Origin of the sequence: Pseudomonas sp. NPDC087336 (assembly GCF_044744285.1) — a bacterium.
Taxonomy (GTDB): domain Bacteria; phylum Pseudomonadota; class Gammaproteobacteria; order Pseudomonadales; family Pseudomonadaceae; genus Aquipseudomonas.
Window position 1 is genome coordinate 1 of the sequence record NZ_JBIUYA010000049.1, and the last position, 25,165, is coordinate 25,165.

The 25,165-nt window shown below is 61.8% G+C and carries 18 protein-coding genes; 11 read left to right on the top strand and 7 right to left on the bottom strand.

The window, feature by feature from the left end; all coding sequences use genetic code 11:
* Positions 1-128: 128 nt before the first annotated feature.
* Together ACIO0C_RS29450 and ACIO0C_RS29455 are read right to left on the bottom strand one after the other, a co-directional pair.
* Entirely contained in the window at positions 129-3,599 is a 3,471-nt protein-coding gene (locus ACIO0C_RS29450) for a NahK/ErcS family hybrid sensor histidine kinase/response regulator (protein ID WP_401317752.1), read from the bottom strand.
* Positions 3,600-3,768: 169 nt separating this feature from the next.
* The gene (locus tag ACIO0C_RS29455) at positions 3,769-4,305 is read right to left on the bottom strand and encodes a TetR/AcrR family transcriptional regulator (protein WP_401317754.1); all 537 of its coding nucleotides are present in this window, start codon (positions 4,303-4,305) and stop codon (positions 3,769-3,771) included.
* 128 nt (positions 4,306-4,433) lie between these two features.
* Between ACIO0C_RS29455 and ACIO0C_RS29460 the strand changes: the two genes are divergently transcribed.
* The 3 genes from ACIO0C_RS29460 to ACIO0C_RS29470 all read left to right on the top strand — a co-directional run bounded on the left by ACIO0C_RS29460 (position 4,434) and on the right by ACIO0C_RS29470 (position 8,860).
* A complete protein-coding gene (locus ACIO0C_RS29460; protein ID WP_401317756.1) occupies positions 4,434-5,624 on the top strand; it encodes an MFS transporter in 1,191 nt (396 codons plus the stop codon).
* Positions 5,625-5,729: 105 nt separating this feature from the next.
* On the top strand, positions 5,730-6,881 hold the full coding sequence (locus tag ACIO0C_RS29465; RefSeq protein WP_401317758.1) for a TDT family transporter: 1,152 nt from the start codon (positions 5,730-5,732) through the stop codon (positions 6,879-6,881).
* Between the two features lie 104 nt (positions 6,882-6,985).
* Positions 6,986-8,860, top strand: a complete 1,875-nt coding sequence (locus ACIO0C_RS29470; RefSeq protein ID WP_401317760.1) for an MFS transporter — start codon at positions 6,986-6,988, stop codon at positions 8,858-8,860.
* A gap of 77 nt (positions 8,861-8,937) precedes the next feature.
* Here the strand turns inward: ACIO0C_RS29470 and ACIO0C_RS29475 are convergent, their stop codons facing one another.
* The 5 genes from ACIO0C_RS29475 to ACIO0C_RS29495 form a co-directional block, all read right to left on the bottom strand.
* The gene (locus tag ACIO0C_RS29475) at positions 8,938-9,864 is read right to left on the bottom strand and encodes a GGDEF domain-containing protein (protein WP_401317762.1); all 927 of its coding nucleotides are present in this window, start codon (positions 9,862-9,864) and stop codon (positions 8,938-8,940) included.
* A 361-nt stretch (positions 9,865-10,225) separates the two neighbouring features.
* Positions 10,226-10,966: a YciK family oxidoreductase gene (locus tag ACIO0C_RS29480; RefSeq protein WP_401317764.1), complete on the bottom strand. Its 741-nt coding sequence runs from the start codon at positions 10,964-10,966 to the stop codon at positions 10,226-10,228.
* Positions 10,967-11,140: 174 nt separating this feature from the next.
* Positions 11,141-11,812 carry an N-acetylmuramic acid 6-phosphate phosphatase MupP gene (gene mupP / locus ACIO0C_RS29485; RefSeq protein ID WP_020800131.1) on the bottom strand — a complete coding sequence of 224 codons (672 nt, stop codon included), beginning with the start codon at positions 11,810-11,812 and terminating at the stop codon, positions 11,141-11,143.
* 4 nt (positions 11,813-11,816) lie between these two features.
* On the bottom strand, positions 11,817-12,515 hold the full coding sequence (ubiG, locus tag ACIO0C_RS29490) for a bifunctional 2-polyprenyl-6-hydroxyphenol methylase/3-demethylubiquinol 3-O-methyltransferase UbiG (RefSeq protein WP_008065228.1): 699 nt from the start codon (positions 12,513-12,515) through the stop codon (positions 11,817-11,819).
* A 60-nt stretch (positions 12,516-12,575) separates the two neighbouring features.
* On the bottom strand, positions 12,576-13,910 hold the full coding sequence (locus ACIO0C_RS29495; protein WP_401317766.1) for a TRZ/ATZ family hydrolase: 1,335 nt from the start codon (positions 13,908-13,910) through the stop codon (positions 12,576-12,578).
* Between the two features lie 108 nt (positions 13,911-14,018).
* Here ACIO0C_RS29495 and mtnA point away from each other — a divergent pair, with 108 nt between their 5' ends.
* From mtnA to ACIO0C_RS29535, 8 genes are all read left to right on the top strand, one after another.
* Positions 14,019-15,095 (top strand): S-methyl-5-thioribose-1-phosphate isomerase, encoded by a 1,077-nt coding sequence (gene mtnA, locus ACIO0C_RS29500; RefSeq protein ID WP_401317768.1) that lies wholly within the window; start codon positions 14,019-14,021, stop codon positions 15,093-15,095.
* A gap of 426 nt (positions 15,096-15,521) precedes the next feature.
* Positions 15,522-18,176: a DNA gyrase subunit A gene (gene gyrA, locus ACIO0C_RS29505; RefSeq protein ID WP_401317770.1), complete on the top strand. Its 2,655-nt coding sequence runs from the start codon at positions 15,522-15,524 to the stop codon at positions 18,174-18,176.
* 228 nt (positions 18,177-18,404) lie between these two features.
* Positions 18,405-19,490 carry a 3-phosphoserine/phosphohydroxythreonine transaminase gene (gene serC / locus ACIO0C_RS29510; RefSeq protein WP_401317772.1) on the top strand — a complete coding sequence of 362 codons (1,086 nt, stop codon included), beginning with the start codon at positions 18,405-18,407 and terminating at the stop codon, positions 19,488-19,490.
* Positions 19,490-20,584 (top strand): prephenate dehydratase, encoded by a 1,095-nt coding sequence (pheA, locus tag ACIO0C_RS29515; RefSeq protein WP_007939916.1) that lies wholly within the window; start codon positions 19,490-19,492, stop codon positions 20,582-20,584. Before serC ends, pheA begins: the two co-directional genes overlap by 1 nt.
* A gap of 13 nt (positions 20,585-20,597) precedes the next feature.
* On the top strand, positions 20,598-21,710 hold the full coding sequence (gene hisC, locus ACIO0C_RS29520; RefSeq protein ID WP_401317774.1) for a histidinol-phosphate transaminase: 1,113 nt from the start codon (positions 20,598-20,600) through the stop codon (positions 21,708-21,710).
* 28 nt (positions 21,711-21,738) lie between these two features.
* On the top strand, positions 21,739-23,946 hold the full coding sequence (locus ACIO0C_RS29525) for a bifunctional prephenate dehydrogenase/3-phosphoshikimate 1-carboxyvinyltransferase (RefSeq protein ID WP_401317781.1): 2,208 nt from the start codon (positions 21,739-21,741) through the stop codon (positions 23,944-23,946).
* Positions 23,943-24,632 (top strand): (d)CMP kinase, encoded by a 690-nt coding sequence (cmk, locus tag ACIO0C_RS29530; protein ID WP_401317777.1) that lies wholly within the window; start codon positions 23,943-23,945, stop codon positions 24,630-24,632. The genes ACIO0C_RS29525 and cmk overlap by 4 nt, the downstream gene beginning before the upstream one ends.
* 119 nt (positions 24,633-24,751) lie before the next feature.
* A partial coding sequence (locus tag ACIO0C_RS29535; RefSeq protein WP_401317779.1) for a S1 RNA-binding domain-containing protein occupies positions 24,752-25,165 on the top strand: 414 nt, incomplete at its 3' end.

Here is a 25,165-nt window from a genome sequence, read left to right on the forward strand (position 1 = left end):
CTCCGCGTCACCCCTGCACCTGACTCAAGCCTTGCGTCGAAAGCGGAACGCGGAGCGTCCCTGGCGGCATTCCCACGCGGAGCATGGGAACGATCAGTATGCAGGGCCCGCGATTCCAAGCGAAAGCGTTATAGCGGCAAATGCCGACTCAACAACGCCCGCAACGCCGCCGGTTTCACTGGCTTGGCCAAATAATCCAACCCCGCCGCATGCACCTGGGCCACGGTCTCGGGGCGTCCGTCGGCGCTGATCACCACGCCGGGTACCGGCTCGCCCAGTCGGGTGCGCAGCCACGCCATCAGTTCGGTGCCGGTGTCGCCATCGTCCAGGTGGTAATCCACCAGCGCCAGTTGCGGGCGTACGCCTTCGCCGAGCAGGGCCATGCATTCCTGGCGGTTGCGCGCGGTCCAGACCTGGCAGCCCCAGCGGGTGAGCAAGCTGTTCATGCCGATCAGGATGCTGTCTTCGTTGTCAATGCACAGCACATGGGCGCCGCTGGGCAGCTTGCCATTGAGTTCGACCGCCTTGTTCGGCAGCGCGGCTTGCGCGCGGGCCAGGGGCACGCTGACGCTGAATACGCTGCCGCGCCCCGGCCACGAGCGTACGCGCAACGTGTGCCCCAGCACGCGACATAATCCGTCGGCGATCGCCAGCCCCAGCCCAAGCCCTTTCTCGGCGCGGGTCTGATGGCTGTCGAGGCGTTTGAATTCTTCGAAGATCACCTGTTGCTTGTCTTCCGGTATGCCTGGCCCACGGTCCCACACTTCCAGGCACACCTCACCCTGGCGACGGCGCACGCCCAGCAGCACCGGCCCTTTGGCATAGCGGAACGCGTTGGTCAGGAAATTCTGCAGGATGCGGCGCAACAGCTTGATGTCGCTGTCGATGCGCAACGTACTGCTCCTGACGCGAAATTCCAGGCCCTGGTCCCGCGCCAGCGCCTTGAACTCGGCACCCAGGGTGGTGAACAACTCATCGAGCGCGAACGGCTTGGCATCCGGGTTGATCTTGCCGTTTTCCAGGCGGGAAATATCCAGCAAATCGCTGATCAGGTCTTCGGCCGAGCGCAGCGAACTGTCCAGGTGCTGGACCAGTTTTTGCGCCTCGGCGGACAAGCCGTCGTCTTGGTGCGTCAGGGCGGCGGAGAACAGGCGCGCGGCGTTCAACGGTTGCATCAGGTCATGGCTGACGGCCGCCAGGAACCTGGTTTTCGACTGGTTCGCGGCCTCGGCGGTGCCCTTGGCTTCGGTCAGGGCCACGTTGAGTTGCGACAGCTCGTGGGTGCGTTCGGTGACGCGCTGCTCCAGGCCCTCGTTGGCCTCGGTCAACGCCTGCTCGGCTTCGCGGAACGCGGTGATGTCGGTGAAACTCATGACGAAACCGCCGCCGGGCATCGGGTTGCCGATCAGTTCGATCACCCGGCCATTGGGAAACAGCCGCTCGGAGGTATGCGCCCGACCCTGGCGCATCCAGTGCAGGCGTCGCGCGACGTGCACTTCGGCTTCGCCGGGGCCGCACAGGCCGCGCTCGGCGTTGTAGCGGATGATGTCGGCAATCGGCCGGCCGACGCTGATCAGGCCATCCGGGTAGTTGAACAGTTCCAGGTAGCGGCGGTTCCAGGCCACCAGTTTCAGCGACTGGTCGACCACGCTGATGCCCTGGGTGATGTTCTCGATCGCGCCTTGCAGCAGCGCGCGGTTGAATTGCAGGACTTCCGAGGCTTCGTCGGCGATGCGCACGACGTCCTCCAACTGCATCTCCCGGCCTTCAATGGCGGCTTTCACCACGGCGCGAGTCGACGAAGCGCCCAGCACACCCGCGAGTAATCGTTCGGTGTGGGCGATCCATTCACCATCGGCGTTCTGGTTCGGATTGAAGCCCTTGCCCTGGCGGTAGGCAAAACGGATGAAGCTCTGCCGGGCGCGTTCTTCACCGACGAAGCGTGCGGCCAGTTGCAGCAGGTCGTCGATCTGTACCGCGAGCAGCGAGCGTGCACTGGGCCGCGCACTGATTTCCTGGCCGATGAAGCGCCCGGCCTGCCAGTGCTCCGACACGCGGGTGCGCGACAGCACCGAGACCCAGGCGAACAGCGTGAAGTTGCCCGCCAGCGACAGCACCACGCCCTGGGTCAGCGGGGTGATCGGCAGGTTCAGCGGGTTGCTGTGCAGCCAGGCCAGGCCCGGGAAACTGCTCAGGGACAAACCAAGGCTGTGGGCGGCAATCGGCAGGATCAGCGTGTAGAACCACAGGAATGTACCGGCGGCGAGGCCGGCGAATACGCCGCGGCGGTTGGCCTGTTTCCAGTACAGCGCGCCGAGCATCGCCGGCGCCAGTTGCGTCACGGCGGCGAAGGCGATCTGGCCGATGGTCGCCAGGCTGGCGGTCGATCCCAGCAGGCGATAACTGACGTAGGCCAGCAGCAGGATGACCACGATGGCCACGCGGCGCACCGACAGCATCCACTGGCGGAACACCTCGAACGGACGCTCGGCATTGTTGCGGCGCAGCAGCCAGGGCAGCAGCATGTCGTTGGAGACCATGGTCGACAGCGCCACGCTGGCCACGATCACCATGCCGGTGGCTGCCGATGCGCCGCCGATAAAGGCCAGTAACGCCAGGGCAGGGTGAGCCTGGGCCAGTGGCAGGCTGATGACGAAGGAGTCCGGCAACACGGAACTGGGCAGCATCATCTGGCCCGCCAGTGCGATCGGCACGACGAACAGGGCCGCCAAGGCCAGGTAGGCCGGGAACACCCATTTGGCCAGGCGCAGATCCTGCGGGTCGATGTTCTCGACCACGGTCACGTGGAACTGCCGCGGCAGGCAGATGATCGCCATCATCGCCACGCCGGTCTGCACCACCATGGATGGCCAGTTGATGGTCTCCTTCCAGTATTCCTCGAGGCGCGGGGCGAGCATGGCCTGGTCGAACAGGTCATCGAAGCCGTCGTACAGGCCGAAGGTCACGTAGGCGCCAACTGCCAGGAAAGCGAACAGCTTGACCAGCGATTCGAACGCAATCGCCAACACCATGCCGCGGTGGTGTTCCGTGGCGTCGAGGTTGCGCGTGCCAAAGACGATGGTGAACAGCGCCAGGACCAGGGACACCACCAGCGCGGTGTCCTGCGCGCGAACCCCCATGGCATCGGCGCCGGCGCCGATCAGCAGGTTCACCCCGAGCACGATGCCCTTGAGCTGCAATGCGATGTAGGGCAGCACACCCACCAGGCAGATCAGGGCCACCACCACCGCCAGGGATTGCGACTTGCCATAGCGGGCGGCAATGAAGTCGGCAATGGAGGTGATGTTCTCCTGCTTGCTGATCATCACCATTTTCTGCAGGACCCACGGCGCGCCAATCAACAGCAGGATCGGCCCGAGGTAGATCGGCAGGAAGGACCACAGCTGCTCGGCAGCCTGGCCCACCGCGCCGAAGAAGGTCCAGCTGGTGCAGTAGACCGCCAGCGACAGGCTGTACACCCAGGCCCGCATCCGCGGCGGCAGGGGCGCGCTGCGACGGTCGCCGTAAAAGGCGATGGCGAACATGATGGCCATATAGGCCAGGGCGACGACGGCAATCAGCCCGCTGGACAGCGACATGGGAACTCCAGGAAACCAAAGACACCCGGGCCTCCCGCCCGGACAGACAGTCTCGCACGATGGCCGGGGTTAGTCAGTGTCGACCAAGGTCGTGGCGTGGCGGGATGTCGCAGGGGAGGCCCTTGGACCGCGATCCCCTGTAGGAGCGAGCTTGCTCGCGAAGGCGGCTTTATTGACCCAAAGCAATCTCGATCAACCGGTGCAACTCCTCGCTCTCCAGGGGCGCCTCGGAAAACAGGATGCGAAACACAATGGGGGCCGCCACCATGTTTATCAACCGATCGACACCGGGTGTCGGCTGATCCGGATAGCGATCCAGAATCACCTGCAATTGCCCACCAATGATGGTCGCGCAATAGCTCGGTTTCAGGCTCGCTTGCACATCGCGCAGCATGTTGCGACCGGGGGCGGAACTCATCTCATCCAGATACTGATCCGCCCAGGCCCGCACGTCGCCCGCCAGGCTGCCGGTATCGGGCGACTCGGTTTCCGGTTGCATGCGTGCCAGGGCGACGTCCGCCAGCAGCGCCGACAGGTCCCCCCAGCGCCGATAAATGGTCGAAGGCGTGACCCCCGCGCGCGCGGCGATTTGTGGCACGGTGACGCTGGCGCGGTCTTGCTCTTCGAGCAGTTCGCGCACAGCGGTATGGATCGATTCCTGAACCCGGGCGCTACGGCCGCCGGGACGTAAAGTGGGCGCTGTCATTGCGTGTATCCTGCTTCGCGGGGCTCTATAGGGTCGTGCATCTGACCTTAACACAAAGAATTTGCTTTAAGCGCCAGTCGGTAGCACACTCCGCAAAAGCAAAAAATTAGCTTTTGTGGAGTGTGCCCATGTCCAGTTCTCATTCACACCGTGCAAGCCTGTGGTTCCTGGCCATTACCTTGCTCAGTTTCCTGGCGGCTTCGACGGCACCGACGCCGTTGTATCACTTGTATCAGGAACAGCTGCAGTTTTCCGCCGCCATGCTCACCCTGATTTTCGGCGTATATGCCCTCAGCCTGCTGGCCGCGCTGCTGACGGTGGGTTCGCTCTCGGACTACCTGGGACGCAAGCCGGTGATTTTCACTGCGGTCGTGCTCAATAGCGTGGCGATGCTGTTGTTTATTGATGCCGACAGCGTCGCCTGGCTGATCGGTGCCCGGGTGCTGCAAGGTTTCGCCACCGGCATGGCGACCGCCGTGCTCAGTGCCACCTTGCTGGATGTCGATCGCCAGCAGGGGCCACTGATCAATAGCGTTGCGCCCTTGCTCGGCATGGCCATGGGCGGCATGGGTTGCGGCTTGTTGGCGGAGTTCGCACCCGCGCCCCTGCAGTTGACTTACTGGCTGCTCCTCGCCCTGTTTGCGTTGCAGGCCGTGTATGTCTGGCGTTTGCCAGAGAGCGTATCGCCCCAGGCTGGGGCCTGGGCATCGTTGCGCCCGACACTGCATGTGCCTGTTCAAGCGCGCTCGACCCTGTGGCGGGTGTTGCCGATCAACGTGGCCACCTGGGCGCTCGGCGGTTTTTACGCATCGCTGGCACCGTCGCTGGTGCGTACGGCCACCGGTTCGACCTCGAACCTGATTGGTGGAGCAACGGTCGCGGCCTTGACGTTGACTGGTGCCTCGATGATTTTCACCCTGCGCAATCAGCCCGCCGGCAAAGCGCTGCAGCTGGGCACCGGTTTGCTGCCGGCGGGTATCGTGCTGATCCTGCTGGGTGTGCACGGCGCGAGTCTGTCCCTGTTTTTCCTGGGCACGCTCGTGGCCGGTTGTGGTTTCGGTGCCGGATTCCTTGGTGCCGTACGCAGCCTGGTGCCCCTGGCCTTGCCCCATGAGCGGGCGGGATTGATGTCGGCGTTTTACGTGCTTAGTTACCTGGCGTTCTGTCTGCCGTCGTTCCTTGCCGGAAACCTGACGCATACGTTCGGCCTGGTGGCGACTGCCGATGGCTATGGTGCGGGGCTGATCATCCTGTCCGTCGGCGCCTTGCTGATGTCGTTGTGGCAACGCAGGGCCCGGGCGTGCGTTGCAGGTGATTGATTGATTATCTGCAAAATAGATAACAGTTAGAGATATTACCCGTTATATAGATATTCTATCCGGATCTAAGATGGGCTCCACCTCACGAGAGGACAGGAGTTCGCCATGACATGCCCCAAAACCCTCAAGCCCGGTATCAAACCGTTCAGTCATTTGCAGCGCCCGCGTGAAGTCATCCGCCAGTTCACCCCTAACTGGTTCGCCGCCACCATGGGCACCGGGGTGCTGGCCTTGGCGCTGGTGCAATTGCCCGTTGACAGTCCAGTGCTGCACGCCATTGCCGAATCCCTTTGGCTGTTCAATATCGTTCTGTTCCTGTTATTCACGGCGCTGTACGCGGCGCGCTGGGTGATGTTTTTCGATGAGGCGCGGCGGATTTTTGGCCACTCCACGGTATCGATGTTTTTCGGCACGATCCCCATGGGTCTGGCGACCATCATCAACGGCTTTGTGCTGTTCGGTTTGCCGCGCTGGGGCGACGGCGTGATCCACCTTGCCGAGGCCTTGTGGTGGCTGGACGTAGCGATGTCGGTGGCGTGCGGGGTGCTGATTCCCTTCCTGATGTTCACTCGACAGGAGCACAGCATCGATCAGATGACCGCGGTCTGGCTGTTGCCGGTGGTGGCAGCGGAAGTGGCGGCCGCCAGCGGTGGCTTGCTGGCACCACACCTGGCCGATGCCCATGGGCAACTGGTGATGCTGGTGACCAGCTACGTGCTCTGGGCATTTTCCCTGCCGGTGGCGTTCAGCATCCTGACGATTCTGCTGCTGCGCATGGCGCTGCATAAACTGCCCCACGAAAACATGGCCGCTTCGAGCTGGCTGGCACTCGGGCCGATTGGTACCGGTGCGCTGGGCATGTTGCTGTTGGGTGCCGATGCGCCGGTCATCTTTGCCGCCACCGGTTTGTCGGGTATCGGTGAAATTGCCGCGGGGCTGGGCCTGGTCGCCGGGATCACCCTATGGGGCTTTGGCCTGTGGTGGATGCTGATGGCCGTGCTGATTACCCTGCGTTATCTGCGTGCCGGCATTCCTTTCAATCTCGGCTGGTGGGGTTTCACCTTTCCCTTGGGCGTCTATTCTCTGGCAACGTTGAAACTGGCCAGCACGCTGCACCTGAAGTTTTTTAGTGTCTTTGGTTGTGTGCTGGTGAGCCTGCTGATCGTGATGTGGCTGATCGTCGCCAAGCGTACGGTGCAAGGCGCCTGGCGCGGCGAGCTGTTTGTCTCACCGTGCATTGCAGGATTGAAGAAATAACCGGCAAAGATTAGGTAATGTGTGGCCTGGATCGACGTGCGACATTCCAAGACTGTATCCACGCCACTCGCTACCCACTCATAAGCTTCAGGGACACATGGAAGATGAGTCACCCTTCACAGTTCACCTTACTGCGCACCCGGCGTTTCCTGCCGTTCTTCGTGACCCAGTCCCTCGGGGCGTTCAACGACAACATCTTCAAGCAGTCGTTGATCCTCGCCATTCTGTACAAGCTGTCGATCGAAGGTGACCGTTCGATCTGGGTCAACCTGTGCGCGTTGCTGTTCATCCTGCCGTTTTTCCTGTTCTCGGCGCTGGCCGGGCAGTTCGGCGAGAAATTCGCCAAGGACGCGCTGATCCGCCTGATCAAGCTCGGGGAGATCGTCATCATGGCGGTGGGTGCGGTGGGCTTCCTGTTCGATCACCTGTCGTTGATGCTGCTGGCGCTGTTCGCCATGGGCACGCACTCGGCGCTGTTCGGGCCGGTGAAGTACTCGATCCTGCCCCAGGCCCTGCGTGAAGACGAACTGGTGGGGGGCAACGGCCTGGTGGAAATGGGTACTTTCCTGGCGATCCTGGCCGGGACCATCGGTGCCGGCATCATGATGTCGTCCAGTCACTACGCGCCGGTGGTGTCCACCGCGATCATCGCTATCGCCGTGCTCGGTTACCTGGCCAGCCGCGGTATTCCGCGGGCGGCGGCGGCCTCGCCGGAAATGCGCCTGAACTGGAACATCTTCAGCCAGTCCTGGGCCACGCTGAAACTGGGCCTTGGGCAGACCCCGGCGGTGTCGCGTTCGATTGTCGGCAACTCCTGGTTCTGGTTTGTCGGGGCGATCTACCTGACGCAGATCCCGGCCTATGCCAAGGAATGGATGCACGGCGACGAAACCGTCGTGACCTTGATCCTGACGGTGTTCTCGGTCGGCATCGCCGTCGGTTCGATGCTTTGCGAGAAACTCTCCGGGCGCAAAGTCGAAATCGGCCTGGTGCCATTCGGCTCCTTCGGGTTGACCGTGTTTGGCCTGTTGCTGTGGTGGCATTCCGGCGGGATTCCTGAAAATGCCTTGGGCCATGGCTGGCTCGAGATACTCGGTTTTGGTCACGCCTGGCTGGTGTTGCTCGACATCCTCGGCCTGGGGGTGTTCGGTGGTTTCTACATCGTGCCGCTGTATGCCCTGATCCAGTCGCGCACCGCCGAGAACGAACGGGCCCGGGTGATCGCCGCCAACAACATCCTCAACGCGCTGTTCATGGTGGTGTCGGCGATCGTCTCGATCATCCTGTTGAGCATGGTCAAGTTGTCGATCCCGCAGTTGTTCCTGGTGGTGTCGTTACTCAACATCGGTGTCAACGCCTACATCTTCAGGATCGTTCCCGAGTTCACCATGCGTTTCATGATCTGGCTGCTCAGCCATTCCATGTACCGAGTGGAGCATCGCAACCTGGACCTGATTCCCGATGAGGGAGCGGCGTTGCTGGTGTGCAATCACGTGTCGTTCGTCGATGCCTTGCTGATTGGCGGTGCGGTGCGTAGGCCGATCCGCTTCGTCATGTACTACAAGATCTACAACTTGCCGGTGCTCAATTTCATCTTTCGCACCGCGGGGACGATTCCGATCGCGGGCCGCCAGGAAGACATCCAGATCTACGAAAAGGCCTTCACGCGCATTGCGCAATATCTGAAGAACGGCGAGTTGGTGTGCATCTTCCCCGAGGGCAAATTGACCGCGGATGGCGAGATCAACGAATTCAAGGGTGGGCTCACGCGCATTCTCGAAGAAACCCCGGTGCCGGTCATTCCCCTGGCATTGCAGGGATTGTGGGGCAGCTTCTTCAGCCGCGATCCGGGCAAGGGGCTGTTTCGCCGCTTGTGGTCGCGGGTGACGCTGGTGGCGGGGCCGATGGTGGCCGTTGAGGCGGCGCAACCAGCGAAGCTGCAGGCCATGGTGGGTGAACTGCGTGGCGCGGTGCGGTAGGTCCGAAGACAAAACCCTGTAGGAGCTGGCTTGCCAGCGAAGGCGTCAGAGAGGCCAATGGGGGGTGTATTTGGATATCACCCCGCCATCGTCAAACGATTACGCCCCTCGCGCTTGGCGACATACAGTGCGCTGTCGGCTCTGCGCAGCAAACTCTCGGCGGATTCCCCGGGCAACAAGGTCGAGCAGCCGAGGCTGACTGTCAGCCCGACCGTGCGGCCATCGGCCGGATAATCCTCGGTCTGCGCTGCGCACCGCAGGCGTTCGCCGACCAGGGCCGCCGCCTCCCGGCTGGTGTTGGACAGCAGGATCAGGAACTCTTCGCCACCGTAGCGAAACACCATGTCGACATTACGCAGCTGGTTCTTGATCGAGGCGGCCACCGCCTTGAGCACGTCATCGCCGGCACTGTGCCCATGGGTGTCGTTGATCTGCTTGAAGTGATCGATGTCCAGCATCAACACCGACAGGGGCTGCATATGGCGTCGCGCCAGCTCGATTTCGCGCTGCAGCGTCTGGTCCATGGCGATGCGATTGCCGGTGTCCGTCAGCGGATCACGCAATGCACTTTGGGTGGCGGCGCGGTATAGCAGGGTATTGCGCATCGGATAGAGCAGCGCGGCCAGCAGAGACTCAAGGTTGGCCTGTTCCTGTTCGCTGAAACGCTGGTTGCGGCGAAAGATCAATTCGCCCAGGTGCTCGCCTTCGTGGCTCAGGCTGTAGCTGATCGAATGGTGGCCCCGCAGGCCGAATTCCAGGCGCAAGTCACTGCTCTTGTGCAGGTAGCTCAAGGCGTCAAGGGGTACCAGTCGCTGGATTTCGCGGTAGAACAGCCCGAGAATGCGTTGCGGCTCGAGGCTGGTTTGCAGCTGCAGGTTCAATTGTTGACGCAACTGCGCAAGGCTGACGGGCCTCTCAAGTATCGGTGGCTGCTGGCCAAAGCCCAGGCGTTGCAATTTGGCGCTGTCAAAGTCAATTGCGTTGGTCTGGGAAGGTGGTTTCATATGGCGTACGCCCTTGAGCAGTAAGGCTGTCTTACAAGCTGGGTGCGAGCGGCTCAGGGCTGCGCTTCATACTGGTCCGTCAGTCCCGTAGGACATTTCGTACAAGCTTAATCTGCTTTATTGCAGATTAGTAATCGGCAATTTGGCCTCGCAGCCTCGGCTTTCCCAACGACGGTTCGGACAAATACACAGCGAAAGTCGTGCCATTTAATTGGTTTTTAGTAAAAAGCCTTATTTATCAATTAGTTGATAAGAGCTTAAGTTGGCGAGGGGAATTTTGCGACGGTTGTTTGACTGAAAGCGCGTTGTCGTTGTTGTGCCGCGTCGGGAAGTCGACGCGGCACAAAAGCGACGTACGGTATTACTGGGCGTTGAACGCCTGGCCGTTGATACCGGTGCTGTCCGGGCCCATCAGGTAGAGGTAGACCGGCATGATCTCTTCGGGTGTCGGGTTGTTCAGCGGGTTTTCACCCGGATAGGCCTGGGCGCGCATGCTGGTGCGGGTGGCCCCCGGGTTGATGCTGTTGGAACGAACTGGCGCCACGCTGTCGACTTCGTCGGCCAGGGTTTGCATCAGGCCTTCGGTGGCGAATTTCGAGACCCCGTAAGCGCCCCAGTATGCGCGACCCTTGCGCCCGACGCTGCTGGAGGTGAACACCACCGAGGCATCCTGGGACAGCTTGAGCAGTGGCAGCAGGGTGCTGGTCAACATGAACATGGCGTTGACGTTGATCTGCATGACGCGCATGAAGTTTTCGCCGGACAGCTGCTCGATCGGGGTGCGCGGACCGATGATCGACGCGTTGTGCAGCAGGCCATCGAGATGGCCGAATTCGCTTTCGATCATCGCGGCCAGCTCATCGTATTGATGGGGCAGGGCGGTTTCGAGGTTGAACGGGATCACGGCCGGTTGCGGATGGCCGGCGGCTTCGATCTCGTCGTAGACCTGGATCAGGTTGGCTTCGGTCTTGCCCAGCAACAGGACAGTGGCACCATGGGCGGCATAGGTTTTGGCGGCGGCAGCGCCAATGCCACGACCGGCGCCGGTGACCAGGATGACCCGGTCCTTGAGCAGATCGGGGCGGGCGGAATAATCAAACATAAAAAACCTCACGAAAACAGACGACAGATCGCGGCGCGGCCATTCGCGGGCAAGCCCGCTCCCACAGATCCTGTGGAGGATACAAAATTTGCGATCACCCCGGACCTTGTGGGAGCGGGCTTGCCCGCGAAGGCGTCAGCATTCACGCCGAATTGCAAAATCCGGTACTGGCTCTCAGCAGCCACAGAGGGCGCTATCGAGCACCTTGCGCAACTCCAGCGGATGATCGACCACCACGTCCGCGCCCCAATGCCGCGGATTGTCGTCCGGGTGGATGTAGCCGAACGTCACGGCGGCCGTCCGGGTGCCGGCATCGCGACCCGATTCGATGTCGCGCAGGTCATCGCCCACGAACAGCACGCTGGCCGGGTCGAGGTCGAGCATCTTGCAGGCGAGGATCAAAGGCTCCGGGTCCGGTTTGCTGTTCTTTACATGATCCGGGCAGATCAGCAGTGCCGAGCGCTCGGCCAGCCCCAGCTGCTGCATGATCGGCTCGGCGAAGCGCAGCGGCTTGTTGGTGACCACGCCCCAGATCAGGTTGGCCTTCTCGATGTCGGCCAGCAGTTCACCCATGCCGTCGAACAGCTTGCTGTGAACCGCGCAGCCCACCAGGTAGCGCTCGAGGAATTCCAGGCGCAATGCCTCGAAGCCTGGGGACTCCGGGTCCATGGAGAAGGTCACTGCGACCATCGCCTTGGCACCGCCGGAGATTTCGTCGCGGATGTGCTTGTCGTTGATCGGCGGCAAACCGCGGTCGGCACGCATCGCCTGGCAAATCGCAATGAAGTCCGGCGCGGTGTCGAGCAGGGTGCCGTCCATGTCGAAAAGAACTGCTCTGATACGCATCTGCTTACTCCTCGCGCAGGGTCTGGATCATGTAGTTGACGTCCACGTCGGACGCCAGTTTGTAATGCTTGGTCAGCGGGTTGTAGGTCAGGCCGATGATGTCCTTGACGGTCAGGCCGGCCATACGGCTCCAGGCACCGAGCTCGGAAGGGCGGATGAACTTCTTGAAGTCGTGGGTGCCGCGTGGCAACAGCTTCATGATGTATTCGGCGCCGACGATGGCGAACAGATAAGCCTTCGGGTTGCGGTTGATGGTGGAGAAGAACACCTGGCCGCCCGGCTTGACCATGCGGAAGCACGCGCGGATCACCGAAGACGGGTCCGGTACGTGTTCGAGCATTTCCAGGCAGGTGACCACGTCGAACTGTTCCGGCATTTCCTCGGCCAGGGCTTCGGCGGTGATCTGCCGGTATTCGACGTTCACACCCGATTCCAGCTGATGCAGTTGGGCCACCGCCAACGGCGCTTCGCCCATGTCGATGCCGGTCACGGTCGCACCGCGCTGGGCCATGGCTTCACTGAGGATGCCGCCGCCGCAACCGACGTCGAGGACTTTCTTTCCGGCCAGGTTGACGCGTTCGTCAATCCAGTTGACGCGCAGCGGATTGATGTCGTGCAGTGGTTTGAATTCGCTCTCGCGGTCCCACCAGCGATGGGCCAGGGCTTCGAATTTGGCGATTTCGGCGTAGTCGACGTTGCTCATGGTTTAAGTCCTCTAAAACTTGAAAAATCCTGTAGCCCCGGTGTTGGGTCCGGGGGGGGCTTACGATTCTTTGCGGCCGCTGATGCGCTGGCCCCAGGCCTTGGCGGTGGCGACCAGTTGTTGTTCATCCAGGCGCGTCAGGCGGCGGTCGTCGAGCAGTTGCTTGCCCGCGACCCAAAGGTGTTTCACGCAATCGCGGCCGCTGGCATATATAAGCTGCGAAACCGGGTCGTAGACCGGTTGCTGGGCCAGGCCCGAGAGATCGAACGCGACGATGTCGGCGGCCTTGCCGAGTTCCAGCGAGCCCACCTCGGCTTCGATCCCCAGTGCGCGTGCACCGTTGAGGGTGGCCATGCGCAAGGCGCTGTGGGCGTCCAGCGCGGTGGCCGAGCCCGCGACGGCCTTGGCCAGGAGGGCGGCGGTACGGGTTTCGCCCAGCAGGTCCAGGTCATTGTTGCTGGCGGCGCCGTCGGTGCCGATGGCCACGTTGACCCCGGCCTGCCACAAACGCTCCACCGGGCAGAAACCGCTGGCCAGCTTCAGGTTCGACTCCGGGCAGTGAATGACATGGGTGTTGCTTTCTACCAGCAGCGCCAGGTCTTCCTCGCTGATCTGGGTCATGTGCACCGCCTGGAAACGTGGCCCCAGCAGGCCCAGGCGCGCCAGGCGGGCCAGCGGCCGTTCACCCCGCTGTTCGAGCGCTTGCTGCACTTCGAAAGCGGTTTCGTGCACATGCATGTGGATCGACGCGTCCAGCTCTTCGGCGATCACCCGGATTTTTTCCAGGTTTTCATCGCCCACGGTGTAGGGTGCATGGGGGGCGAAGGTGATTTTGATCCGTTGGTGATGCTTGAGGTCGCCAAACAACTCGACACCCTGGCGAATCGCGTCGTCCGCCGTGCTGGCGCCCGGAATCGGGAAATCGAGGATCGGAATCGCGATTTGTGCGCGAATGCCGCTGTTGTGCACGCGCTCGCTGGCAACCTTCGGGAAGAAATACATGTCACAGAAGCAGGTGATGCCGCCCTTGAGCTGTTCGGCGATGGCCAGGTCCGTGCCGTCGCGCACGAATTTCTCGTCGACCCACTTGGCCTCGGCCGGCCAGATGTGGTTTTCCAGCCAGGTCATCAGCGGCAGATCGTCGGCCAGGCCACGGAACAGGGTCATTGCCGCATGCCCATGGGCATTGATCAGGCCGGGGCTGAGCAGGATGTCCGGCAGTTCGCGCACTTCGGTTGCGTTAAGCTGCAGGGCATCGCGGCGTGGACCGATGAAGACGATGCGCCCGTCACGGATGCCCAGGCCATGATCCTTGAGCACGACGCCAGCGGGTTCGACGGGTACCAGCCAGGTCGGCAGCAACAACAGATCGAGCGCAACGGCAGTGTTCGGCATCGAGGATCGGTTCCAGGGCTTTTGTAAAGGATGGCGAAGTATACCCGAGCGTCTTCGCCGGGGGATCGCTATAATCGGCGGCTTTTGTTTCTGACTGCGGGGTGTGGGATGCGCGATCGACTGTTGGCTGCTGAGAAGGTAAAGGCCATCGATTGGCGTGATGGCACCCTGTACTTGCTGGACCAGCGTGTTTTGCCGTTCGAGCAAACCTGGATCGCCTGCACCAGCGCGGCGGGCGTGGCCGAGGCCATTCGCTCGATGGTGGTGCGCGGCGCGCCGGCTATCGGCATCAGTGCCGCTTATGGCGTTGTGCTGGCGGCGCGCGCCCGGCTCGCCGAAGGCGGCCACTGGCAGGCAGCGCTGGAGGAGGATTTCGCGCAGCTTGCGGATGCCCGTCCGACCGCGGTCAACCTGTTCTGGGCGCTGGGCCGCATGCGCGAGCGCCTGGCACGGCTGAAAAAACACGCGGACCCCTTGTCCGTGCTGGAAGCCGAGGCCCTGGCCATTCACGAAAGCGACCGCGAAGCCAACCTGACGATGGCACAACTGGGCGTCGACCTGATCCGCAAGCACCAGGGCAATGCCCAGGCGATCCTGACCCACTGCAACACCGGCGCGCTGGCCACTGGTGGCTTCGGAACGGCGCTGGGGGTGATTCGCGGCGCCTTCATCGAGGGTATGGTCGAACGCGTGTATGCCAGCGAAACCCGTCCATGGCTGCAAGGCTCGCGCCTGACCGCCTGGGAGCTGGCCAACGAGGGCATTCCGGTGACCCTGCATGCGGACTCCGCCGCTGCGCACATCATGAAGATCAAGGGTGTCACCTGGGTCATCGTCGGCGCGGACCGCATTACCGCCAATGGCGACGTGGCCAACAAGATCGGCACCTATCAGCTGGCGGTCAATGCCATGCACCACGGGGTGCGCTTCATGGTGGTGGCGCCGAGTTCGACCATCGACATGGAACTGGCCAGTGGCGACGACATTGTGCTCGAGGAGCGAGACGAGCGTGAGTTGCTGGAGGTGGGTGGTCAGCGGCTCGGGGCGGATGTCGATGCGTTCAACCCGGTGTTCGACGTGACCCCGGCGGACCTGATCGACGCAATCGTCACCGAAAAAGGCATCGTCGAGCGGCCGGATACGGCGAAGATGACGCAGTTGATGTGCCGCAAGCGTCTGCATTGATGACCTCTGGCGCCTGTTAAATTGCCTTCGCGGGCAAGCCTCGCTCCTACAGGTTTTGTGAACGCCGCAAACACGGTAGGAGCGGGCTTGCCCGCGAAGAGGCCCTAAAAGGCAATGAATTAGCCAAAATCAACCCCCAATTCAGCATTCAATCCGGCTCTAAGCCCCTCTGATCCCCTTCAAGCCTGTCATCGGTCAACTAACTATGCTCCATGCGCATCAGGGGGATAGGTGCGTGGCGGCTCTTGTGATAACATCCGGCGGTTTCCAAGGTTGCTCCGCGGGGCGACCTTTACTGCGCAGATCCATGGCATAACTCGTTGATTTGTCGTAAGTCGGTGCACGGCACTCAGCCTGCAGCGGCGAGCTTCGTTCGTCCCATATGGATGAGACGAAGTTTCACCAGAAAAAGGAATCAGGCTTCTCATGGGCGAACTGGCCAAAGAAATCCTCCCGGTCAATATCGAAGACGAGCTGAAGCAGTCCTATCTCGACTACGCGATGAGCGTAATTGTCGGGCGGGCACTGCCGGATGCGCGCGATGGCTTGAAGCCCGTGCACCGGCGCGTGCTGTTCGCGATGAGCGAGCTGGGCAACGACTTCAACAAGCCGTACAAGAAATCTGCCCGTGTTGTCGGTGACGTGATCGGTAAGTATCACCCGCACGGTGATACCGCGGTGTACGACACCATCGTTCGGATGGCGCAGCCATTTTCCCTGCGCTACCTGCTGGTAGACGGCCAGGGCAACTTCGGTTCGGTTGACGGCGACAACGCCGCGGCCATGCGATACACCGAAGTGCGCATGACCAAGCTGGCGCACGAGCTGCTGGCTGACCTGCATAAAGAAACCGTGGACTGGGTGCCGAACTACGACGGCACCGAAATGATCCCGGCGGTCATGCCGACCCGTATTCCCAACCTGCTGGTCAACGGCTCCAGCGGTATCGCCGTGGGCATGGCGACCAACATTCCGCCGCACAACCTCGGTGAAGTCATCGACGGTTGCCTGGCGCTCATCGACAACCCCGAGCTGACCGTCGACGAGCTGATGCAGTACATCCCCGGTCCGGACTTCCCGACCGCCGCGATCATCAACGGTCGCGCCGGCATCATCGAAGCCTACCGCACCGGTCGCGGGCGCATCTACATGCGTGCCCGCTCGATAATCGAAGACATCGACAAGGTCGGTGGTCGCCAGCAGATCGTCATTACCGAACTGCCTTACCAGCTGAACAAGGCCCGCCTGATCGAGAAGATCGCCGAGCTGGTCAAGGAGAAGAAACTCGAAGGCATCACCGAACTGCGCGACGAGTCCGACAAGGACGGTATGCGCGTCGTGATCGAGCTGCGTCGCGGCGAAGTGCCTGAGGTCATCCTCAACAACCTCTACGCCCAGACCCAGCTGCAAGCGGTGTTCGGTATCAACATCGTCGCGCTGATCGACGGCCGTCCACGCATCCTGAACCTCAAGGACCTGCTGGAAGCCTTCGTCCGTCACCGTCGCGAAGTGGTTACCCGTCGTACCGTGTTCGAATTGCGCAAGGCGCGCGAGCGTGGTCACATCCTTGAAGGTCAAGCGGTAGCCCTGTCGAACATCGACCCGGTCATCGCCCTGATCAAGGCCTCTCCGACCCCGTCGGAAGCCAAGGAAGCGCTGGTCAGCACCCCTTGGGAGTCCTCCGCGGTGGTGGCGATGGTGGAGCGTGCCGGTGCCGATTCGTGCCGTCCGGAAAACCTCGATCCGCAATACGGCCTGCGCGACGGCAAGTACTTCCTGTCGCCAGAGCAGGCGCAAGCCATCCTGGAACTGCGTCTGCACCGCCTGACCGGCCTGGAACACGAAAAGCTGCTGGCCGAGTATCAAGAGATCCTCAACCAGATCGGCGAGCTGATCCGCATCCTCAACAGCGCCACGCGCCTGATGGAAGTGATCCGCGAAGAGCTGGAAGTGATCCGTGCCGAATACGGCGACGTGCGTCGCACCGAGATCCTCGATGCGCGTCTGGACCTGACCCTGGGCGACATGATCCCGGAAGAAGATCGCGTCGTGACCATTTCCCACGGTGGCTACGCCAAGACCCAGCCGCTGGCGGCCTACCAGGCCCAGCGTCGTGGCGGTAAAGGCAAGTCGGCGACCGGCGTCAAGGATGAGGACTACATCGCTCACCTGCTGGTTGCCAACAGCCACACCACGCTGCTGCTGTTCTCTAGCAAGGGCAAGGTGTACTGGCTGAAAACCTACGAAATCCCGGAAGCGTCCCGTGCCGCCCGTGGTCGTCCGCTGGTCAACCTGCTGCCGCTGGATGATGGTGAGTACATCACCACCATGCTGCCGGTCGAGGAATACACCGAAGGTCATTTCATCTTCATGGCCACCGCCAACGGCACCGTGAAGAAGACCCCGCTGGAATCCTTCAGCCGTCAACGCAGCGTCGGCCTGATCGCGCTGGAGCTGGACGAAGGCGACGTGCTGATTTCCGCGGCCATTACCGATGGCGAGCGCGAAGTCATGCTGTTCTCCGACGGCGGCAAGGTCACTCGCTTCAAGGAATCCGACGTTCGAGCCATGGGCCGTACCGCCCGCGGTGTACGCGGCATGCGCCTGCCGGAAGGGCAGAAGCTGATTTCCATGCTGATCCCGGAAGAAGGCAGCCAGATCCTCACCGCTTCGGCGCGTGGCTACGGCAAGCGCACCGCGATCACCGAGTTCCCTGAGTACAAGCGTGGCGGCCAGGGCGTTATCGCCATGGTCAGCAACGAGCGTAACGGCCGTCTGGTCGGTGCGGTCCAGGTGCTCGACGGCGAGGAAATCATGCTGATTTCCGACCAGGGTACCCTGGTCCGCACTCGTGTCGACGAAGTCTCCAGCCTGGGTCGTAACACCCAGGGCGTGACCCTGATCAAGCTGGCCAACGATGAAACGCTGGTTGGTCTGGAGCGGGTCCAGGAGCCGTCGGAAGTCGAGGGTGAAGAGCTGGAAGGTGAAGAAGGCGCTGAGTTCGACAGCAATGTCGTGATCGACGACATCGTCGAAGACCAGCAACTCGACGCCGCCGCTGACGAAGAGCCACAGGAGTAAGTGGGCAACAAGGGGGCGGATGAAAATTCGCCCCCTTGTTGTTTGTCCTGTTTGAAAATTTGCGACACTGCACAGGATCGTTCCCACGCTCTGCGTGGGAATGCCGCTCGGGACGCTCCGCGTCCCATGACGCAGAGCGTCATTGGATGCATTCCCACGCAGAGCGTGGGAACGATCATCCGCAGACCAAAAGATTTAAGTGACCACCAAATCAGAGCGAGATTGGATGTGAGCAAGAGAGCCTATAACTTCTGTGCCGGTCCTGCGGCGCTTCCCGAAGCTGTCCTGCAGCGCGCCCAGGGTGAACTCCTCGACTGGCACGGCAAGGGCCTGTCGGTCATGGAAATGAGCCATCGCAGTGATGAGTTCGTGTCCATCGCCACCAAGGCCGAGCAGGATCTGCGTGATCTGCTGAATATCCCCTCGAACTATAAAGTGCTGTTCCTGCAAGGTGGCGCCAGCCAGCAGTTCGCTCAGATTCCCCTGAACCTGTTGCCTGAAAACGGCACCGCCGACTATATCGACACCGGTATCTGGTCGCAGAAAGCCATCGAAGAGGCGTCGCGCTTCGGTAACGTCAATGTTGCCGCCACCGCCAAGCCCTACGACTATTTCGCCATTCCCGGCCAGAACGAATGGAAGCTGTCGAAAGACGCGGCCTACGTCCACTACGCGCCGAACGAAACCATCGGCGGCCTGGAATTCCAGTGGGTTCCCGAGACCGGTGACGTGCCCTTGGTGGCCGACATGTCCTCGGACATCCTCTCGCGTCCGATCGATGTTTCGCGTTTCGGCATGATCTACGCCGGCGCCCAGAAAAACATCGGCCCGAGCGGCATCGTCGTGAACATCGTTCGCGAAGACCTGCTGGGTCACGCCCGTTCCATCTGCCCGACCATGCTCAACTACAAGGTCGCGGCCGACAACGGCTCGATGTACAACACCCCGCCGACCCTGGCCTGGTACCTGTCTGGCCTGGTGTTCGAGTGGCTGAAAGAGCAGGGTGGTGTCGAGGCCATCGGCAAGCTCAATGACGTCAAGCAGCGCACGCTGTACGACTTCATCGACGCCAGCGGCCTCTACAGCAACCCGATCAACAAGTCGGACCGCTCGTGGATGAACGTACCGTTCCGCCTGGCGGACGACCGTCTGGACAAGCCGTTCCTGGCCGGCGCCGACGAGCGTGGTCTGCTGAACCTCAAGGGCCACCGTTCCGTGGGTGGCATGCGCGCCTCCATCTATAACGCCGTCGACATCAACGCGATCAACGCGCTGGTGGCGTACATGGCAGAGTTCGAGAAGGAACATGGCTAATGTCTGAGCAAGAACTCAAGGCACTGCGCCTGCGCATTGATGCCCTGGACGAAAAAGTCCTGGAGCTGATCAGTGAGCGCGCACGCTGCGCCCAGGAAGTTGCGCGAGTAAAGATGGCCTCGCTGGCCGAAGGCGAAGTGCCGGTGTTCTATCGTCCCGAGCGCGAAGCTCAGGTGCTCAAGCGTGTCATGGAGCGCAACCAGGGGCCGCTGGGCAATGAAGAGATGGCGCGGCTGTTCCGCGAAATCATGTCCTCGTGCCTGGCCCTCGAGCAGCCGCTGAAAGTGGCGTACCTCGGCCCTGAAGGCACCTTCACCCAGGCCGCGGCCATGAAGCACTTCGGTCACGCCGTGATCAGCAAGCCGATGGCGGCCATCGACGAAGTGTTCCGTGAAGTGGCGGCCGGTGCGGTGAACTTTGGCGTGGTCCCGGTGGAAAACTCCACCGAGGGCGCGGTCAACCACACCCTGGACAGCTTCCTTGAGCACGACATGGTGATCTGTGGTGAAGTCGAGTTGCGGATTCACCACCACCTGTTGGTCGGTGAAAACACCAAGACCGACAGCATCAGCCGCATCTACTCCCACGCCCAGTCCCTGGCCCAGTGCCGCAAGTGGCTGGACGCCCATTACCCGAATGTCGAGCGCGTGGCGGTGTCCAGCAATGCTGAGGCGGCCAAGCGGGTCAAAGGTGAGTGGAACTCGGCGGCGATCGCCGGCGACATGGCGGCCGGCTTGTACGGGCTGACCCGCCTGGCCGAGAAAATCGAGGACCGTCCGGACAACTCCACGCGTTTCCTCATGATCGGTAACCAGGAAGTGCCGCCGACCGGCGACGACAAGACTTCGATCATCGTCTCGATGAGCAACAAGCCGGGCGCGCTGCACGAATTGCTCGTGCCGTTCCACGACAACGGCATCGACCTGACGCGCATCGAAACCCGTCCGTCGCGCAGCGGTAAATGGACCTACGTGTTCTTCATCGACTTCGTCGGCCACCACCGCGACCCGCTGGTAAAAGGTGTGCTGGAAAAGATCAGCCAGGAAGCAGTAGCACTCAAAGTGCTGGGTTCCTACCCGAAAGCAGTTCTCTAAGGGGCGGTAGCAAATGAGTGGCAATTTCCTCGCTCTGGCACAGCCGGGCGTGCAACAACTTTCGCCTTACGTTCCGGGCAAACCCGTGGACGAACTGGCCCGTGAGCTGGACCTCGATCCGGCCAGCATCGTCAAACTGGCGAGCAACGAAAACCCGTTGGGTGCGAGCCCCAAGGCCCTGGCCGCCATCCGTGATGCGCTGGTCGAGCTGACCCGTTATCCGGATGGCAATGGTTTTGCGCTCAAGACCCTGCTGGCCGAACAGTGTCGCGTCGAGCTCAATCAGGTAACGTTGGGCAACGGCTCCAACGACATCCTTGAGCTGGTGGCGCGCGCCTACCTGGCGCCGGGCCTGAATGCGGTGTTCAGCGAGCATGCGTTTGCGGTCTACCCGATCGTGACCCAGGCCGTCGGCGCCCAGGCCAAAGTGATCCCGGCCAAGGATTGGGGGCATGACCTGCCGGCGATGCTGGCGGCGATCGACGCCAATACCCGCGTAGTCTTCATCGCCAACCCGAACAACCCGACCGGGACCTGGTTCGATACCGAGGCGCTGGACGAATTCCTCCAGGATGTGCCGGAGCACGTGCTGGTGGTGCTGGATGAGGCCTACATCGAATACGCCGAAGGCAGCGACCTGCCGGACGGCCTGGACTTCCTGGCGGCCTACCCGAACCTGCTGGTGTCGCGTACCTTCTCCAAGGCCTACGGCCTGGCGGCATTGCGCGTAGGTTATGGCTTGTCTACCGCCGTGGTCGCCGATGTGTTGAACCGTGTGCGCCAACCGTTCAACGTCAACAGCCTGGCCTTGGCCGCTGCGTGCGCTGCGTTGCAAGACGCCGAGTACCTGGCTGAAAGTCGTCGCTTGAACGACTCGGGCATGCAGCAACTGGAAGCGGGTTTGCGTGACCTGGGGTTGAGCTGGATTCCATCCAAAGGCAACTTCATCTGCGTTGATCTGGGTCGCGAAGCGGCTCCGGTGTTCCAGGGCTTGCTGCGCGAAGGCGTGATCGTGCGTCCGGTGGCCAACTACGGCATGCCGAACCACTTGCGCGTCACCATCGGCCTGCCGGCGGAAAACAGCCGCTTCCTCGAGGCGCTGACCAAGGTTATGGCCCGTGGTTGATGTCACTGTGCCGCAATCTGCTGAACCCTTGATCGGGCGCCTGGTGGTGGTCGGCCTGGGGTTGATCGGCGGTTCGTTTGCCAAGGGTTTGCGCGAAAGTGGCGTGTGCCGCGAAGTGGTCGGGGTCGACCTCGACCCGCAGTCGCGCAAGCTGGCGGTCGAATTGGGTGTGGTGGATCGCTGCGAAGACGACCTGGCAGTCGCTTGCCAGGGCGCCGACGTGATCCAGTTGGCCGTGCCGATCCTCGCCATGGAAAAAATGCTCGGCCGATTGGCTGGCATGGACCTGGGGCAAGCGATCCTGACGGACGTCGGCAGCGCCAAGGGCAATGTCGTGCGTGCCGCGCGCGAAGCCTTTGGTGGCATGCCGGCGCGTTTCGTGCCGGGCCATCCGATCGCCGGTTCCGAGCAGAGCGGGGTGGAAGCCTCCAATGCCGAACTGTTCCGTCGCCACAAAGTGATCCTGACACCGCTGGAGCAGACCGATCCGCAAGCCTTGGCCGTGGTCGACCGCTTGTGGCGCGAGCTGGGCGCCGATGTCGAGCACATGCAGGTCGAGCGGCACGACGAAGTGTTGGCGGCCACCAGCCATCTGCCGCACTTGCTGGCATTCGGCCTGGTCGACTCGCTGGCCAAGCGCAATGAAAATCTTGAGATCTTCCGTTACGCTGCGGGCGGTTTCCGCGATTTCACAAGAATCGCCGGGAGCGACCCGGTCATGTGGCATGACATCTTCCTCGCTAACCGCGAAGCTGTCCTGCGCACACTCGATACATTTCGCAGCGACCTCGACGCCTTGCGCGACGCGGTCGATGCAGGGGATGGGCACCAATTGTTGGGCGTTTTCACGCGCGCCCGGGTTGCCCGCGAGCATTTCAGTAAAATCCTGGCCCGTCGGGCCTATGTGGACGCTATGAATTCAAACGATCTGATTTTCCTGGCTCAACCTGGTGGCCGCCTGTCCGGTCGGATTCGCGTACCAGGCGACAAGTCGATTTCCCACCGTTCGATCATGCTGGGCTCCCTGGCCGAAGGCGTCACCGAAGTCGAAGGCTTCCTCGAGGGCGAAGACGCCCTGGCGACTTTGCAGGCGTTTCGTGACATGGGCGTGGTCATCGAGGGCCCGCACCATGGTCGCGTGACCATTCACGGTGTCGGCCTGCATGGCCTCAAGCCAGCACCGGGCCCGATCTACCTGGGTAACTCCGGCACCTCGATGCGCCTGTTGTCTGGCCTGCTGGCCGCGCAGGACTTCGATAGCACCCTGACTGGCGACGCTTCGCTGTCCAAGCGTCCGATGAATCGCGTGGCCAACCCGCTGCGCGAGATGGGCGCCGTGATCGAGACCGCCGCTGAAGGCCGTCCGCCGATGACCATTCGTGGCGGCAACAAGCTCAAGGGCCTGACCTACACCATGCCGATGGCCAGTGCCCAGGTTAAATCCTGCCTGCTGCTGGCGGGTCTGTACGCCGAAGGCAAGACCACCGTTACCGAGCCTGCGCCAACCCGTGACCACACCGAGCGCATGCTGCGTGGCTTCGGCTACCCGGTGAGCGTTGACGGTGCAACGGCTTCGGTCGAGTCCGGCGGCAAGCTGACCGCGACCCACATCGAAGTGCCGGGCGACATCTCATCGTCGGCGTTCTTCCTGGTGGCCGCATCGATCGCCGAAGGATCGGAGCTGGTGCTCGAGCATGTCGGCATCAACCCGACCCGCACCGGTGTGATTGATATCCTGCGCCTGATGGGCGCTGACATCACCCTGGAAAACCAGCGCGAAGTCGGCGGCGAGCCAGTGGCTGACCTGCGTGTGCGTGCAGCTAAACTCAAGGGTATCGAGATTCCCGAGGCGCTGGTTCCGCTGGCCATCGACGAATTCCCAGTGCTGTTCGTGGCGGCTGCTTGTGCTGAAGGGCGCACTGTATTGACCGGCGCCGAAGAGCTGCGGGTCAAGGAGTCGGACCGCATCCAGGTCATGGCCGATGGTTTGCTGGCATTGGGCGTAAAATGTGAACCGACCCCGGATGGCATTATCATCGACGGCGGCCAGATCGGCGGCGGTGAAGTGCACGGTCACGGTGACCACCGGATTGCCATGGCCTTCAGCGTTGCCTCGCTGCGCGCCACTGCACCGATCCGCATCCATGACTGTGCCAACGTCGCCACCTCGTTCCCCAACTTCCTCGCGCTGTGCGCGCAGGTCGGTATCCGCGTTGCCCAAGAGGCTCAGTCGTGAAGAGCAATGCACCGGTCATCACCATCGATGGTCCAAGTGGTTCGGGCAAAGGCACGATCGCCGGGATCCTGGCCAATCGCCTGGGTTGGAACCTGCTGGATTCCGGTGCGCTGTACCGCCTGCTGGCCTTCGCTGCCCACAACCACGGCGTCGACCTGACCAATGAAGAGCTGCTGAAGAAACTCGCCGCTCATCTGGATGTGCAGTTCATCGCGGCGACAGAAGGTCAGCTGCAGCGCATCATCCTGGAAGGTGACGAAGTCAGCGATGTGATCCGTACCGAAAGCATCGGCTCGGGTGCGTCCCAAGTGGCTGCGTTGCCCGCGGTGCGCGAGGCGCTGCTGCAGCGTCAGCGCGCTTTCCAGGAAGCACCGGGCCTGGTGGCCGATGGTCGCGACATGGGTACGGTGGTGTTTCCGGATGCGCCCCTGAAGATTTTCCTGACCGCCAGTGCCGAGGAAAGGGCGCGTCGTCGATATTTGCAGTTGAAGGGCAAAGGCGACGATGTTAGTCTGTCGAGTCTGCTAGATGAGATACGTGCACGCGATGAGCGTGACACCCAGCGAGCGGTAGCCCCGCTCAAGCCGGCGGCTGACGCCATACAGCTGGATTCCACGGAATTATCCATCGACCAGGTGCTGGAACGCATCATGAGCGAGATCGCCATTCGCGATATCGCCGGGTGACCAAGAAGGCCGCAGGGGACCAGTCATAGTCCTGTGGCGCTTCTTTTAAATGAAACTAACCCACACCGTCTGGGGTGTGGAGATGGGCGTATCCTTCGCCCTCATTCACAGGAATTAAAATGAGCGAAAGCTTTGCGGAACTCTTTGAAGAAAGCCTAAAAACCCTGAACCTTCAGGCAGGCTCCATCATCACCGGTGTTATCGTTGATATCGATTACCAAGCTCGCTGGGTAACCGTTCACGCTGGCCTGAAGTCTGAAGCACTCATCCCGCTTGAGCAGTTCTACAACGACGCTGGCGACCTGACTATCAACGTCGGTGACGAAGTTCACGTTGCGCTGGACTCGGTTGAAGACGGCTTTGGCGAAACCAAGCTGTCCCGTGAAAAAGCCAAGCGCGCTGAATGCTGGATTGTTCTGGAAGCAGCCTTCGCAGCCGAAGAAGTGGTCAAGGGCGTTATCAACGGTAAGGTTAAAGGCGGCTTCACTGTCGACGGTAACGGCATCCGTGCGTTCCTGCCAGGTTCTCTGGTT